This is a genomic window from Myxococcus sp. CA039A (assembly GCF_013336645.1).
Lineage (GTDB): Bacteria > Myxococcota > Myxococcia > Myxococcales > Myxococcaceae > Myxococcus > Myxococcus llanfairpwllgwyngyllgogerychwyrndrobwllllantysiliogogogochensis.
Window position 1 is genome coordinate 1 of record NZ_JABUMQ010000315.1, and the last position, 13,240, is coordinate 13,240.

Consider the following 13,240-nt stretch of genomic DNA (forward strand, 5'->3'; position numbering starts at 1 on the left):
CCTCCCCGAAGTGGAACCCCACCCCATACCGCGTGTCCACTCCTTCCTACTCAGGAGGTCTGACATTCGGCGGCCCACCCAAAGGCCCCCATGGACCTGCCATTCCATAGAAGGAAGAATGTCACCGCCCCATGCTTCCTTCTCGCTCTGGCCTTCTCGTCCTATCGCTCCTGCTCCTGTCCGTGCCCGCGTACGCGGACAACAACGCCGACGAGGCGGACATCGCCTTCGAGCTGGGAAACGACGCCTACGCCAAGGGCCAGTACACCGAAGCCCTGCGCTCCTACTTCACCAGCTACCGGCTGGTGCCCAACCGCAACGTGCTCTTCAACATCGCCCGCTGCTTCGAGGCGCTGGGCAAGTTCAACGAGGCGTACCGCTACTACAACGACCTGCTCACCGAGGACCTGCCCACGGAGGACGCCTCGGAGGTGTCGCGCTCGTTGGACCGGCTTCGCCCCAAGGTGGCGCTCGTCAAGGTCACCACCGTCCCCAAGGGCGCGGACGTCTACGTGGACCGCATGGACCTGGGCAGCCGGGGCCGCTCTCCGCAGACGCTCGCGCTGTCACCGGGCCGCCACAAAATCATGGTGAAGAAGGAGGGCTACCGTCCCACCGAGGCCACCGTCACCGTGGCGCGCGGTCGTGAGACGGAGCAGACCTTCGACCTGTTCCTCATCACCGGCGGCGTGGAGCTCACCGGGACCCCCGAGGGCGCCGAGGTGCGCGACGCCCCCAACGGCCCCGTCATCACCAAGCTGCCCGGTCGCGCCCGCCTGCCTCCCGGTCAGCGCATCCTCTACGTGCGCGCCCCCGGCTACTCCCCCGGCCAGTACGTGGTGGACGTGCCCGCCGATGGCAGCGTCCCGCTCTCCGTCGCGCTGCGCGTGCAGGACCGCCCCTCCGGCCGACTCGTCGTCACCGCCAACCGCGACGGCGCCACCGTGCGCGTGGACGGCAAGCCCGCGGGCTTCACCCCCACCGTCGTCACCCTCCCCGAAGGTGAGCACGCCTTGGAGGTCGAAAGCCGCGAGGTGCGCCCGCTGCGCCAGAAGGTGACCGTGGTCGCGGACCAGGAGGTGAAGGTCCACGCGGAGCTGCGCTACGCCCCCCCACCCGTCCGCGCCGCATCCAAGAGCCTGGTCGCCGTGGACGACGCGCCCGCCTCCACCACCGTGCTCACCCAGGAGGAACTGCGCGCGTTCGGCTGGCGCACCCTCGCGGAGGCACTCTCCGGCGTGCGCGGCTTCTACATCACCGACGACCGGACCTATACGTACCTGGGCGTGCGCGGCTTCTCGCCCCCGGGAGACCTCAACACCCGCGTCCTCATCCTCTGGGACGGCCACGCCATGAACGACGTGTGGGCCGGCCAGGGCTACGCCGCCCACGACCTCAACGTGGACCTGATGGAGGTCGAACGCATCGAAGTCGTGCGCGGCCCTGGCAGCGCCCTGTACGGCACCGGCGCCTTCTTCGCCGTCATCAACGTGGTGCCGCGCGAGTCATTGGGCCCGGACAACCACCTGGAAGTCACCGGCGCGGTGGGCGCGCTGAACACCACGCGCGGACACGTCACCGCCTCGTGGGAGGACGGCAATCGCTCCATCCTGGTGAGCGCCTCGGCGCTGACGGCCTCCGGCGCGGACACCACGCGGTTGCGGCGCCTGGACCCGTCGCTGGCGGACGTGCTCGTCAACGGCCTGGACGCGGAGCGGGCCGCCACCGGCTCCATGCGCGCCCGTCTGGGCGATGTGTCCTTCCAGGCACAGCTCAACGTCCGCTCGAAGGAGCTGCCCACCGCCCCCTACGGCACCGTGCCTGGCGCCGAGGGCAACACCGTGGAGGACCTGCGCGCCTTCGTCGAGGCCCGCTACGAGCGCGAGTTCACCGAGCGCTTCAGTTTGTCCGCGCGCGCCGCGTTCGACATCAGCCGCTACGAAGGCATCTACGTCTATCCGGAGGACGCCGGTGGCTCCAACAAGGAGGGCGGCGCGGCGGATTGGGTCAGCGGGGAGGTGCGCGCACGCGTGGGCATCTTCGAGGGCAACCGACTCACGCTCGGCGTGGAGGCCCAGGGACAGCTGAGCGTGCGGCAGACGGCGAGCAACGCCCCCCTGGATGAGAAGTCGCGCACCCTCTTGTCCGCGTATCTGCTCGACGAGTGGCGACTGCACCCGCGCCTGAGCCTCTCCGCGGGCCTGCGTCTGGACAAGTACCTGGACCTGGACACCACCCCCATAACCCCGCGACTGGCCCTCATCGCCCGTCCCTACGACGCGGGGCTCACCAAGCTGGTGGCCGGCAAGGCCTTCCGCGCGCCCAACGTCTACGAGCTCTACTACACGGACGGCATCACCCAGGCGCCCCCGGGCTCGCTGGAGCCGGAGACCATCACCACCTTCGAGCTGGAGCACTCGCACGACCTGACGGACGAGCTGCGCCTGTCGGTGGCCGGCTACCACAACCGCATCTCCAGCCTGGTGCAGCTGCGCACCGACGACGCCCCCTCCACCGAATGTGGCGGCACCCCGTGTCTGCGCTTCGTCAATGACAGCGGCACCACGCTGGCGTGGGGCGCGGAGGCGGGCGTGCACTGGCAGCCGGGACGCTGGCTGCTGGTGGACGTGAGCTACTCGTACGTGAAGCTGCGCAACGCGGCGGACGTGGTGGCCTCTGCGTCACCCGCGCACCTGGTCTCCGGACGCCTGCTGATGCCCGTGGGCAACGGCGACATGCGGCTGGCCACCCAGGCCACCTACCAGAGCGCGCGCCCCACCGGCCCGGGTGGAGCCGACAGCGGTGAGGCGCTGCTCGTCGGCTTCGGGCTCTCCGGTGACTATGGCCCGCTGCGCTACTTCGCCGGCGTCCACAACCTGCTCGACTCCGAGTACCAGATTCCCGTGTCGGACGAGAATTCCATCGCCCCCGTGCCGCAGTACGGACGCACCTTCACCCTCCAGCTCACGGGAACGTTCTGACGCATGGGCGAGGCCGACTTCGAGTTCACCTTCATCCAGCCCGGGCACGCGCTCTACGAGGCGGAGCTGGAGCTGCGCTTCCGCGTGCTGCGCGAGCCTTTGGGCCACACGCGGGACGCGGTGAAGTTTCCCTTCGAGGCACAGAGCCTCCACCTGGTCGCCCACCAGGGTGACAGCGTGCTGGGGTGCGTCCTCTTCCACCCCGAGGACTCGCACGGTGGACGCCTCTTCCAGATGGCGGTGTCGCCCCACCTGCAGGGTCAGCGCCTGGGTGCTCGACTGGTCCATGCGCTGGAAGCGGAGCTGGTGCGACGCGGCGTCACCCACGTCCACCTCCATGCCCGGCAGACGGTCGTCCCCTTCTACGAACGCCTGGGCTATTCCGTGTATGCGGAAGCGTTCACGGAAGTGGGGATTCCCCACCAACACATGAAGAAGTCACTCGCGACGTAGACCGGGGCGGGTGCTCACCACTCGACACCGCCGAATGTCTTCGGGCACCCGGGCGGACCACCGCCCCGTTGCCCCCTGACCTCAACAGGCAGGGGATGCTGGTAACCTTTCGCGAGAGGTCAGCGGGCCAGCGACACCGAGGAGACATGATGAACGGAACGAACGACGGACGCGCCGCGCCCCCTTCCCACCGGGCCGGCCCCTCGGGGGGTCCTGGGGACAGCGAGCTGGATGACGAAGGCTCGCCAGCCGAGTCGGACGAAGGCCGCGCGCCTCGGCGTCCGCCCATCCACGTCCTGGAGGACAACACGCTGCACACGCGGCTGACGCGTGACTTGGGCGTGCACTATCCCTTCGTCAGCGCGGGCATGGCCTTCGTGGCGCTGCCGCCGCTGGTCATCGCCGTGTCGGAGGCGGGAGGCATCGGCATGCTCGGCTCGGCGCCGGAGCCCGCGCCCTTCCTGCGCTCGCGCATCCAGGCCATCCGCGCCGGCACGCAGCGCCCCTTCGGCGTGGACTTCATCCTCGACCGCGCGCGAGCGGGGGACTTCACCACGCGCGAGCACATCGACACGTGCATCGCCGAGCGCGTACCGGTGGTCGCCTTCCACTGGGCCCTGCCGCCCGCGGACTGGGTGAAGGACCTGAGGGCCGCGGGGACGAAGGTCTGGGTGCAGGCCAGTTCGGTGGAGTTCGCGAAGGAGGCGCTCGCGCTGGGCGTGGACGGACTCATCGCGCAGGGCCGACAGGCGGCGGGTTACAACCGGGGCACCACGCCCACACTGAAGCTGGTGCGGGAGCTGCGCGCGCTGGTGGGTGAGTTGCCGTTGCTCGCCGCCGGTGGCATCGCGGATGGGCTGAGCGCGGCGCGCGCGCTGTTCCATGGCGCGGACGGCGTCTGGGTGGGCACGCGCATGGTGGCCTCCGTGGAGGCGTACGCGCACCCGGGCTACAAGCAGCGCGTGGTGGACGGAGACGCGCGCGACTCCGACTTCACCACCCTCTTCGGCCCCGAGTGGTCCGGGCCGCGTCAGCGCGTGCTGCGCAACCGCGTGGTGCGCGAGTGGGCGGGCCGCGAGGCACGTGCGCCGACGAACCCCACGGACTCCATTGGCACCACGCGGCTGTACCCGGGGCTGTCGGGTGGCGATGCGCTCTACACGATGCCGCGCTTCAGCGCCTTCGTGCCCACGCCCGACACGCAGGGTGACCTGGAGGAGATGGTGCTGCCCGCCAGCGGCTCCAGCATGGCGCGCATCGAGAGCGTGCTGCCCGCCGGTCAAATCGTCGTGGAGATGATGGAGGGCGCGCACCGGCTGCTGGCGAACCCGTACGAGTTGGAAGCGGACGCCGACGAGAACGACCGCTCCTGAGTCGAGGTGCCCGGCGGACGGTGCCCTGCTGCTCCGCCCGCCGCCATTCCCGCTGAAACGGGTGAAGCGGCCGGGGAAGTTGGAGTAGGAACCCACGGAAGACAGGTGGGTCCCATGACGATGACGACGACACAGGCGCGCTGGCGGCGCGTGGCGGTTTCGGGCTGGATGGCCCTCGCGCTGTGTGGCGGCGTGGCGGTGGCGCGGGCGGTGACTTCGGAGGTGAGGACGCCGTCGCGGCGACTGTCCGCCGAGGAGCGCGTCCTCGTGGGCCGGGCTGCCGCGGAGGCGGAGCCCCACTGGCGTCGGCGCTCGATGCACTCGTTCCCCGGAGACCACTGGTCCCAGGACGACGACTTCGGCGCGTCGGAGCGAGGCTGGGTGATGAGCGAGGCGCGCAGGCGCGACGTGCCGGTGACGGACGTGTTCGACGCCATCGACACCGAGCTGCGCTCGGCGGCGCCCATCCTCCCGCCGCGCAAGGCCTCCGCCAGCCCGTGCAAGCCCCGTCCGTTCTACGACTGATGCCCGGCACGAACTCCACCCTCGCTTCGCGAGGCCACCGTCGGCCCGCGCTCGCCACGACCCTTCGCAGAGGCTCGAGGCCCGGCCCCGTCGTCCTCCCGCGAGGTCACCGCCGCTCCGTGCCTGACTCCTGCTGCTCGCGTCCCTTGATGCCCGGCGCGTCCCCCGTCTTCTCGCGCATCGGCGCGCTCCCTCTCGAATGACGACCTTCTCCCACGGACTGCTCCGCGCCGCCCACCGCGCCGCCTCGCTCACGAGCGTGCGCCTGGCCCTCTTCGGCGTCCTCGCGCTCGCCGCGTGCTGGCATTCCCTGTCGCTCGCTGGAGGGATGAACGACTTCCGCGACTCGCACCTGCTCGATTCGTACGAGGACGCGGGCACGCGCAGCGTGACGCACTACGGACAGCTGCCCTTGTGGAACCCCTGGTCCTGCGGTGGCCAGTACGCCCTGGGCAGTCCGCAGACGCGCGTCTTCGCGCCCACCGTGGTGCTGTCCTCCCTCGTGGGCCCGCGCCGCGCGGAGCCGATTCTGCTGTGGGCCTTCCTCGTGCTCGGCATGGAGGGCTTCTTCCACTACGCCCGACGGCGCGTGGGCTCCGCGACAGGCGCACTGGGCGCGGCTCCCCTCTTCGGGTTGATGGGCTTCACCGCCCTGTCCTGGTCCATCGGCTGGCTCAACTTCGCGGGCTTCCTCCTGCTGCCGTGGCTGCTCGTCGGCACGCGTCGCGTCGCGGAGGGGAAGCTGTCTGGCGTCGCGCTCGTGGGCGGCGTCTTCGCGCTGCTGCTCAGCTTCGGTGGCACCTACCCGGTGCCCATGGGCGCACTCTTCGTCGCGCTGGAGACCGGACGCACGCTGTACGGGATGCGCGGCATGCCTCGACGGCGCGAGGCGCTGTGGGCCCTGGGCATCACCGCCTGCTTCACCCTGGCCGCGTGTGCCTTCCGGCTCTGGCCGCTCATCGAGACGATGCGCTCCTCGCCGCGCGTCATGGCGGGTACGCCGGGCAACGCGCTCGTGCCGCTGACGAAGATGCTGCTCCAGCTCCCCGCGCGCTCCGGCTACAGCGACCCGGGCAACTTCTACTTCGCGCCCGCGGCCCTCCTGCTCGCGCTGCCCGCCCTCGCCCTCGCCCGACGCCGCGCGCTCTATCCCGCCGTCATGGCGGGCCTGTGCGCGTGGATGGCGGCGGGATACTCGGCCACGCCCTCGCTGTTCGCGGGGCTGCGCACGCTCCCCATCTTCGAGACGTTCCGCTACCCCGAGCGCTTCCTCGTCCCCACCTGCTTCTTCCTCGCGGAGCTGGCCGCGCTGGGGCTCGCCGCGCTGCTCGCGCGCACGTGGCGCGCGCCCTCCCGGTGGACCTGGGCCGCCGTGGCCGCGTGTGCCGTGGCCATCTCCAGTTGGGGCTTGCAGCTTCGCGCCTTCGACAACCTCTCGCGCTGGGCGCAGATGACGGCGATGCCCGCCGAGCGGGAGCAGCCCTTCGCCCAGGCGCGCGGCAATCGCTGGTCGCAAGGACACCTGCTCGCGCTCAACCGGGGCTCCATCGCCTGTGGCGAGGCGTGGCCCGTGCCCATGTCCTCCAAGCTGCGCGGAGACTTGAGCCAGGAGGAGTACCTGGAGGAGCCCGGCGCGGGCACCGCGAAGCGCGTGGAGTGGACGCCCAACCGCGTGTCCATCGACGTGGACGCGACGCGGCCCACCGTGCTGCTCGTCAACCAGAACTGGCACCCGGGCTGGAAGTCGTCGCAGGGCGAGGTCATCTCGCGTGACGGACTGCTCGGCGTGCGCGTGCCGCAAGGCCGTCAGCAGGTGGTGCTGAGCTTCCTGCCCCGCTCGGGACTCGGAGGCACGCTCGTGTCGGCGCTCGCGTGGGCCGGGCTCGCCTTCCTCATGTGGCGCGAGCGGCGCGGTCATCGGCTGCCGTGGCCCGGAGCGCTGGGCGTGTCCGCCGTGCCCCTCGCCGTGTGGGGTGTGCTCGCGATGGCGTGGCCTGAGCCCGTCGCGAAACCGGACCCGCGCAACGCGGATGGCTCGCCGTTGACGGTGGCGGCGCTTCCCCCCGAGGCGCGGCAGGTGAACGCGCGCTTCGATGTGCCCGTGGAGCTGGTGGCGGCGGAGGTGCCCGCGGAGCCGGACGCGGAAGGCATCACCCCCCTGGTGCTCCACTGGCGCACGACGGGGCCGGTGCCCCGCTCGGTGGGCATCTTCGTGCACGTGGTGTCGGCGGAGGGCCAGCGCATGGGCTCGGACCATCCGGTGCTGGGCGGCACCTGGTTCTTCGCGGATGCGCCTCGGGACACGCTGCTGCGCGACGCCTTCTCCCTCTCCACGCGGGGCTGGCGGCCCGGAACGTGGAACGTGCTGGTGGGCCTGTGGCACGCGGGCGGCGACCAGTCCCGCGTCGATGTGCTCGGCACGGGCGGAGCACAGGTGTCCGAGGGCCGCGTGTACGTGGGGACGTTCACCGTTCCACGGAACGTCCGGGCCAATGAGTCTTCCGTGAACCCGTAGTCCGGGAGCCGACAGCGCGCCGAGACGCGCGGCGCTCCCGGGGTTATGAAGCGCGCATGCGAATCCTGCACACCATGTTGCGCGTTGGGGACCTGGAGAAGTCGCTCGACTTCTACACGCGGGTCATCGGAATGAAGCTGCTGCGCCGCCACGACTATCCCGACGGGAAGTTCACCCTGGCCTTCGTGGGCTTTGGCCCCGAGGACACCCACCCCGCGCTGGAGCTGACACACAACTGGGGCGTGGAGAAGTACGAGCTGGGCACGGCCTATGGCCACGTGGCGCTGGGCGTGCCGGACATCCGCGCGACGTGCGATGCGATTCGACAGGCCGGTGGCAAGGTGGTGCGCGAGCCCGGGCCGATGAAGCACGGCACCACCGTCATCGCCTTCGTCGAGGACCCGGACGGCTACCGCGTGGAGCTCATCCAGAAGGACACCTAGTCCCGTCGCCAGTTCGTCACCCGCACCGTGGCCGCGCCGCCGTTCACCCGTGACGCGCCACGGGTGCGCTCCGCCCCTCCCCCCGGGCGCCTGGGTGACAACGAAGCCTGCGTCGCCTGTCGCGGGCCATTAAGGTGGCCACGTGAGCCCCAACCCTTCCTTCCTCCCCAGCCACGAGCCCCCCAGCCGACCGCGCGACAGCGCCCTGCTCTTCCTCTCGCGCGGCATGGAGCTGCTCATCATCGAGCGGGAGGGCGCCATCAGCCTGCCCACCGGCTCCACGCTCCCTGAGTTCGCCTCGGCGGCCCACTACCTGGGCGTGCTGGACGGAGTGGACTGCTACGCCGCGCCCCTGCCTCGGGACTTCGCGCCGCCGGAGGGCACCACCCTCGTGCCCGCGCGCTCGCTCTACAAGCGACTGGACGAGGTGCACTTCGCCGTCGCCGGCCGCGCACTCGCCATCGCCGAGTGGGACATCCAGCACCGCTTCTGCGGGCGCTGTGGCCAGCCCACGCAGCTGGTCTCCGGTGAGCGCGCCCGCCGCTGCACGGTGGACAACACGCCCTTCTACCCGCGCATCTCCCCCGCGATGATTGTGCTCGTCACCAAGGGCGACACCATGTTGCTCGCGCGCAACTCCACCCTGCCGGAGCCCATGTTCAGCACGCTCGCGGGCTTCGTGGACGCGGGTGAGTCGCTGGAGGAGTGCGTCGCGCGCGAGGTGAAGGAAGAGGTCAACATCGAGGTGAAGAACATCCGCTACTTCGGCTCGCAGCCCTGGCCCTTCGGGCGCTCGCTCATGGTGGGCTTCACCGCCGAGTACGCGGGGGGCGACATCCAGGTGGACGGCAAGGAGATCGCCGAGGCCCACTGGTTCCACCCCGACGAGCTGCCCCGCGTCCCGCCGCGCCTGAGCATCGCCCGGCACCTCATCGACGCCTTCATCGAGCGCGTGAAGGGCCCGACGCCCAGAGGCTGACAGCGACCGGGGGTGCCAATAAGCAGGCCCTGGCGCCATCGGCTAGCGTCCCTTCTTCCTTCGCGGGAGGGACCTGGATGAATCGCTTCGCACTGCGGGACCGCACAGACGGCCTCGATGCCCGGACGCAGCACGAGGACATCGTTCGCATCCTCGCCACCCAGGAGTTCCCCTGGGACATCACCCAGGCGCTCAGCTTCGCGCTGTTCCGCACCTACGCGGTGCCGAGCATCGGGATACTGCTGCACGAGACGGGGGAGTTCACCGAGCGCACCCAGAAGCGCTACGACGACACCGTGCTCATCCTCGACGCCATCCTCGAGCACGGCATCGCCAGCCCCACGGGCCACAGCGCCTTCCGCCGGATGAACCAGATGCACGGCGCCTATGACATCTCCAACGAGGACATGCGCTACGTGCTCTCCACCTTCGTGGTGACCCCCGTGCGCTGGGTGGGCGAGTTCGGCTGGCGGCCCTTCACTCCGCACGAGGCGGAGGCGTGGACCCACTATTACCGCGCGGTGGGCCGCCACATGGGCATCCAGGACATTCCGGAGACCCACGCGGACTTCGTCGCACTCATGGACGGCTATGAGGCGAAGCACTTCGCCTTCGATGCGCGCAGCCAGGCGGTGGCCGACTCCACGCTGGAGCTGCTCACCACCTTCCCGCCGTCCCACCTGGCGCCCAAGAAGCTCGTGAAGCTGTTCGCTCGCACGTTGATGGAGGACGCGCTGCTGGACGCGTTCCACTACGCGCGCCCCTCCGCGCTCACCCGGAAGGTGTTCCGCACCGCGCTCAAGCTGCGCGGGAAGTTCGTGCGCTACGCCCTGCCTCCGCGAGAGGTGCCCAGGTTCGGCCGCGAGAACTCCAGCGTGCGCACCTACCCGAAGGGCCACGTCGTCGAGCAGCTCGGCACCTTCCCCAAGACCTGCCCCGTGCACCACCACCGCCCGGCCACGGCTTCGGAGGAAGAAGGACACGCCCCACGGGCCCAGGGGACGGGCGGCTCCTGAGCCCGGAAGGCCGCAAGTGCTCCAGATTCCACGGACTTCGCCTCGCCCGGGCCGCTTCCCGCAGCGAGGTCCAGGGTCCGGGAATCCCGGGCCGCTCCCGGGGCGTTGGCTCCGGATTGGGGTGACGGCTTGACCTCCCGGGCTGACTGGGGTTGAAGCGCCGCTCCCTTCGCCTCACGAAGAAGCCATGCCCGCCGCGCGTCCCCACATCGAGCCCCGCCTCGTTCCCACCGCTGACTCCGTGGTGGTGAAGGAGATCTACCTCTCTCTCCAGGGCGAGTCCTCGCACGCCGGCCTGCTGTGCGCCTTCATCCGCCTCACTGGCTGTCACCTGCGCTGCACCTACTGCGACAGCGAGTTCTCCTTCCACGGCGGCGCGCGTCGGAAGAACGCGGACGTCATCGAGGAAATCAAGGCGCTGCGCACCCCGCGCGTGGAAATCACCGGCGGCGAGCCCCTGCTCCAGCCCGGCGTCTACCCGCTGATGCAGTCGCTGCTCGACGAGGGTTTCACGGTGCTGCTGGAGACCAGCGGCGCCATCGACGTGCGGCTGGTGCCTCCGGCCGTGCACAAAATCGTCGACATGAAGACACCGTCCTCGGGCGAGGCCGCGCGCAATGATTTGCGCAACTTCGCGTCGATGAACGCGAACGACGAGCTGAAGTTCGTCATCGGCTCGCGCGAGGACTACGACTGGTCCAAGGCCCTCATCGCCGAGCACCGGCTGGCCGAGAAGCCCTTCGCGCTGCTGTTCTCCACCGTGTTCGAAAAGCTCCACCCGCGCGAGCTGGCGGAGTGGACCATCGAGGACCGGCTCTCCGTCCGCTTCCAGCTCCAGATGCACAAGTACCTCTGGGAGCCGAACGCGCGCGGCGTCTGAAGCCCGCTCGCGTCAGACGCCAGGCGCCGCGAAGTACAGCCAGCCCCAGAACAGCAGCCACGCGGACAGCAACCCCAGGGTCACCCAGCCGAGCACGGACGCGACCCGCGCGGGAACCTGTCCCTTCGCGGGGCTCTCCCCCCTGCGGATGCGCCCCGCCTCCCGCATCCCCAGCACCACGCTGCCCACGCCCGCCACCAGCGGCGGCAGCGGCATCGCCAGGGTACACGGCAAGACCAACAGTCCCAGCACCCCGAGCCCCAGCGCGCCCCAGGCCGCGCGCGACGCGGGCCCGTCCTTGCGCCGCAACGACACACACGGCTCGCAGAAGGAGGACTCGCCGAAGAGCTCCAGGCACTCCCCGCACAGGAAGCTTCCGCAGCGCGTACAGGTGGCCACCGCGGAGACCTCCGCGTGGCGCGCGCACAGGGCGGCCGTGCTCTCCACCATCACCACGACACCCTGGCGTCGGGCGAGCGCACGGCGAAGCGACGCCTCAGAAGCCCGGCGGAGGAACGCGCGCCGTCAGCGCCGTCAGGGCGTGCGAGCCCAGGCCCAGGAACACGGCCGACAGCACCGTGCAGGACACGAAGCCCGCGACGATGAGCCCCTTGTGCCGGTGCTCGAACTGGCTGAACGCGTAGAAGAACGCGTAGCAGGGGATGAGCAGCACCATCACTCCCGTGCCCACGCTGCGGCGGAAGGCATGGACGATGAGGAAGGCGGCGCACACCAGGGCGACGAGACTGGACAGGATGGCGAGCGGGAGCAGCGGCACGCCCTCCCCTTAACACGTTCCACCCCTGGCCAGGGCGTCGTGCACATACTAAGCACGGCCTGTCGTCCCCCTGCCGAGGTGATTGCGCATGAACGCCGCCAAGACACTGCTCAACTTCGTCCTCGCGGGTACCCTGCTGGGCATCCTCGTCGCGTCCTGGGCCGGTCCCCACTTCATCGGTTGGTACAACGAGACGCCCCTGGCGACCCAGACGATGTGCAACCTGCCCCAGGTGGTCCGCAACGTCAGCTCGGACCTGCTCACCTGGCAGACCATTGGCGCCGGCATCGGCGCCGCCGCCTTCCTGGCGCTGGGCATCCTCTTCACCCTCCGCGGCAACCGGAAGGCCCGCGAGCAGGAGGCCCAGACGCCGCCTCCGGCCGCACCGTCCCAGACCGCGCCCTGAGGGGCCCTGCCCGGCCGACTACGGCACGCGCACCAGCACGGAAGGCGTCGTGCCCAGCACGCCGCCGCCCCCGCTGTCCATCACGTTGACCTGCAGCAGGAAGTGCGTCGGCTCCTTCACGCCCTCCGGAGCCGTCCAGGTCGGGGTGCGCGAGTGGGAGTCGCTGAAGTGACCCGCGGGCTCCGCGGGGTTCTGCGTCCAGACGTACTCCATCTCGTCACCATCGGGGTCCTGCACCTCGAACACGAGCTGCACGACGCCCCCGGGCTCCACCGTCTTCGGGCTCGGAATCGGCCCCGCACTGACATCCGGTGGATGGTTGACCACCCGGCCACACCCCAGGGCCAAGATGACCAGTGCGGCGAAGACTCCTGAAAGCGACCGAAGCATGGACTGCCCCCTGTGAAGAATGGTCCCACGGTAACGCGCGACACCGCGTTCGGGTATCGAGGGACCCGACACAAAAGACCCGGATTCCAGGATGATGACAGATGGCGGCGCGAAGGGTCGCCCACCAACGGTCATCCCCGCACGCCGGTATGACGAGGGAACCGGCTCAGCGTCCGCGGCGTCGCGGGGGCCGAGCGGCGGACACGAGCAGCAGCTTGTCGCCCCGGGTGAGGCGTTTGATGGCGGCCTCCCGTCGCAGGGCGGCGCCGCGGTCCTCGGCGGCCTCGCTCCAGACGAGGGTGACGGGCAATCGCGCCCGGGTGTAGGCCGCGCCGCGTCCGCGTCCGTGAGTGGCCACGCGCCGTTCCAGGTCATTGGTGGCGCCAGTGTAGAGCGAGCCGTCTCGGCAACGCAGCATGTAGACAGTCCAGCGGGGAAGGTCGTCCGGCACGGGGGGCGCGACTGTACCGCGTAGCGCCCCCGCGCACCCCGCCCCCGTGC

At 70.4% G+C, this 13,240-nt stretch carries 15 protein-coding genes; 10 read left to right on the forward strand and 5 right to left on the reverse strand.

The window, feature by feature from the left end:
• Window positions 1–131: 131 nt before the first annotated feature.
• From HR086_RS37380 to HR086_RS37395, 4 genes are all read left to right on the forward strand, one after another.
• Window positions 132–2,981 carry a TonB-dependent receptor domain-containing protein gene (locus HR086_RS37380; RefSeq protein WP_174460056.1) on the forward strand — a complete coding sequence of 950 codons (2,850 nt, stop codon included), beginning with the start codon at window positions 132–134 and terminating at the stop codon, window positions 2,979–2,981.
• 3 nt (window positions 2,982–2,984) lie between these two features.
• The gene (locus HR086_RS37385; protein WP_174468028.1) at window positions 2,985–3,434 is read left to right on the forward strand and encodes a GNAT family N-acetyltransferase; all 450 of its coding nucleotides are present in this window, start codon (window positions 2,985–2,987) and stop codon (window positions 3,432–3,434) included.
• Window positions 3,435–3,583: 149 nt separating this feature from the next.
• The gene (locus HR086_RS37390; RefSeq protein ID WP_141648676.1) at window positions 3,584–4,807 is read left to right on the forward strand and encodes a nitronate monooxygenase family protein; all 1,224 of its coding nucleotides are present in this window, start codon (window positions 3,584–3,586) and stop codon (window positions 4,805–4,807) included.
• A gap of 114 nt (window positions 4,808–4,921) precedes the next feature.
• Entirely contained in the window at window positions 4,922–5,332 is a 411-nt protein-coding gene (locus HR086_RS37395) for a hypothetical protein (RefSeq protein ID WP_174456952.1), read from the forward strand.
• 106 nt (window positions 5,333–5,438) lie between these two features.
• Here HR086_RS37395 and HR086_RS48900 read toward each other — a convergent pair whose 3' ends face one another.
• Window positions 5,439–5,639, reverse strand: a complete 201-nt coding sequence (locus tag HR086_RS48900; protein ID WP_254626610.1) for a hypothetical protein — start codon at window positions 5,637–5,639, stop codon at window positions 5,439–5,441.
• 21 nt (window positions 5,640–5,660) lie between these two features.
• On the opposite strand from HR086_RS48900, the gene HR086_RS37400 reads away from it, so the two are divergent.
• The 5 genes from HR086_RS37400 to HR086_RS37420 all read left to right on the forward strand — a co-directional run bounded on the left by HR086_RS37400 (window position 5,661) and on the right by HR086_RS37420 (window position 11,165).
• Window positions 5,661–7,847, forward strand: a complete 2,187-nt coding sequence (locus HR086_RS37400; protein WP_254626611.1) for a hypothetical protein — start codon at window positions 5,661–5,663, stop codon at window positions 7,845–7,847.
• A 56-nt stretch (window positions 7,848–7,903) separates the two neighbouring features.
• Entirely contained in the window at window positions 7,904–8,290 is a 387-nt protein-coding gene (gloA, locus tag HR086_RS37405) for a lactoylglutathione lyase (protein ID WP_141648671.1), read from the forward strand.
• Between the two features lie 142 nt (window positions 8,291–8,432).
• On the forward strand, window positions 8,433–9,269 hold the full coding sequence (gene nudC, locus HR086_RS37410) for an NAD(+) diphosphatase (protein WP_174468030.1): 837 nt from the start codon (window positions 8,433–8,435) through the stop codon (window positions 9,267–9,269).
• Between the two features lie 77 nt (window positions 9,270–9,346).
• Window positions 9,347–10,285, forward strand: coding sequence for an oxygenase MpaB family protein (locus tag HR086_RS37415; protein ID WP_174460060.1), 939 nt, complete (start codon window positions 9,347–9,349; stop codon window positions 10,283–10,285).
• A gap of 187 nt (window positions 10,286–10,472) precedes the next feature.
• Window positions 10,473–11,165: a radical SAM protein gene (locus HR086_RS37420; RefSeq protein ID WP_141648668.1), complete on the forward strand. Its 693-nt coding sequence runs from the start codon at window positions 10,473–10,475 to the stop codon at window positions 11,163–11,165.
• A gap of 12 nt (window positions 11,166–11,177) precedes the next feature.
• Here HR086_RS37420 and HR086_RS37425 read toward each other — a convergent pair whose 3' ends face one another.
• Together HR086_RS37425 and HR086_RS37430 are read right to left on the reverse strand one after the other, a co-directional pair.
• The gene (locus HR086_RS37425; protein WP_174460061.1) at window positions 11,178–11,615 is read right to left on the reverse strand and encodes a hypothetical protein; all 438 of its coding nucleotides are present in this window, start codon (window positions 11,613–11,615) and stop codon (window positions 11,178–11,180) included.
• Between the two features lie 46 nt (window positions 11,616–11,661).
• Window positions 11,662–11,943 carry a hypothetical protein gene (locus tag HR086_RS37430; protein WP_141648231.1) on the reverse strand — a complete coding sequence of 94 codons (282 nt, stop codon included), beginning with the start codon at window positions 11,941–11,943 and terminating at the stop codon, window positions 11,662–11,664.
• An 88-nt stretch (window positions 11,944–12,031) separates the two neighbouring features.
• Here HR086_RS37430 and HR086_RS37435 point away from each other — a divergent pair, with 88 nt between their 5' ends.
• Window positions 12,032–12,349: a hypothetical protein gene (locus HR086_RS37435; protein ID WP_141648232.1), complete on the forward strand. Its 318-nt coding sequence runs from the start codon at window positions 12,032–12,034 to the stop codon at window positions 12,347–12,349.
• 18 nt (window positions 12,350–12,367) lie between these two features.
• Here the strand turns inward: HR086_RS37435 and HR086_RS37440 are convergent, their stop codons facing one another.
• Window positions 12,368–12,739 carry a hypothetical protein gene (locus tag HR086_RS37440; protein ID WP_174456955.1) on the reverse strand — a complete coding sequence of 124 codons (372 nt, stop codon included), beginning with the start codon at window positions 12,737–12,739 and terminating at the stop codon, window positions 12,368–12,370.
• 166 nt (window positions 12,740–12,905) lie between these two features.
• Complete coding sequence (locus tag HR086_RS37445) at window positions 12,906–13,157, reverse strand: GIY-YIG nuclease family protein (RefSeq protein ID WP_174468031.1); 252 nt, start codon at window positions 13,155–13,157, stop codon at window positions 12,906–12,908.
• Window positions 13,158–13,240 lie beyond the last annotated feature (83 nt).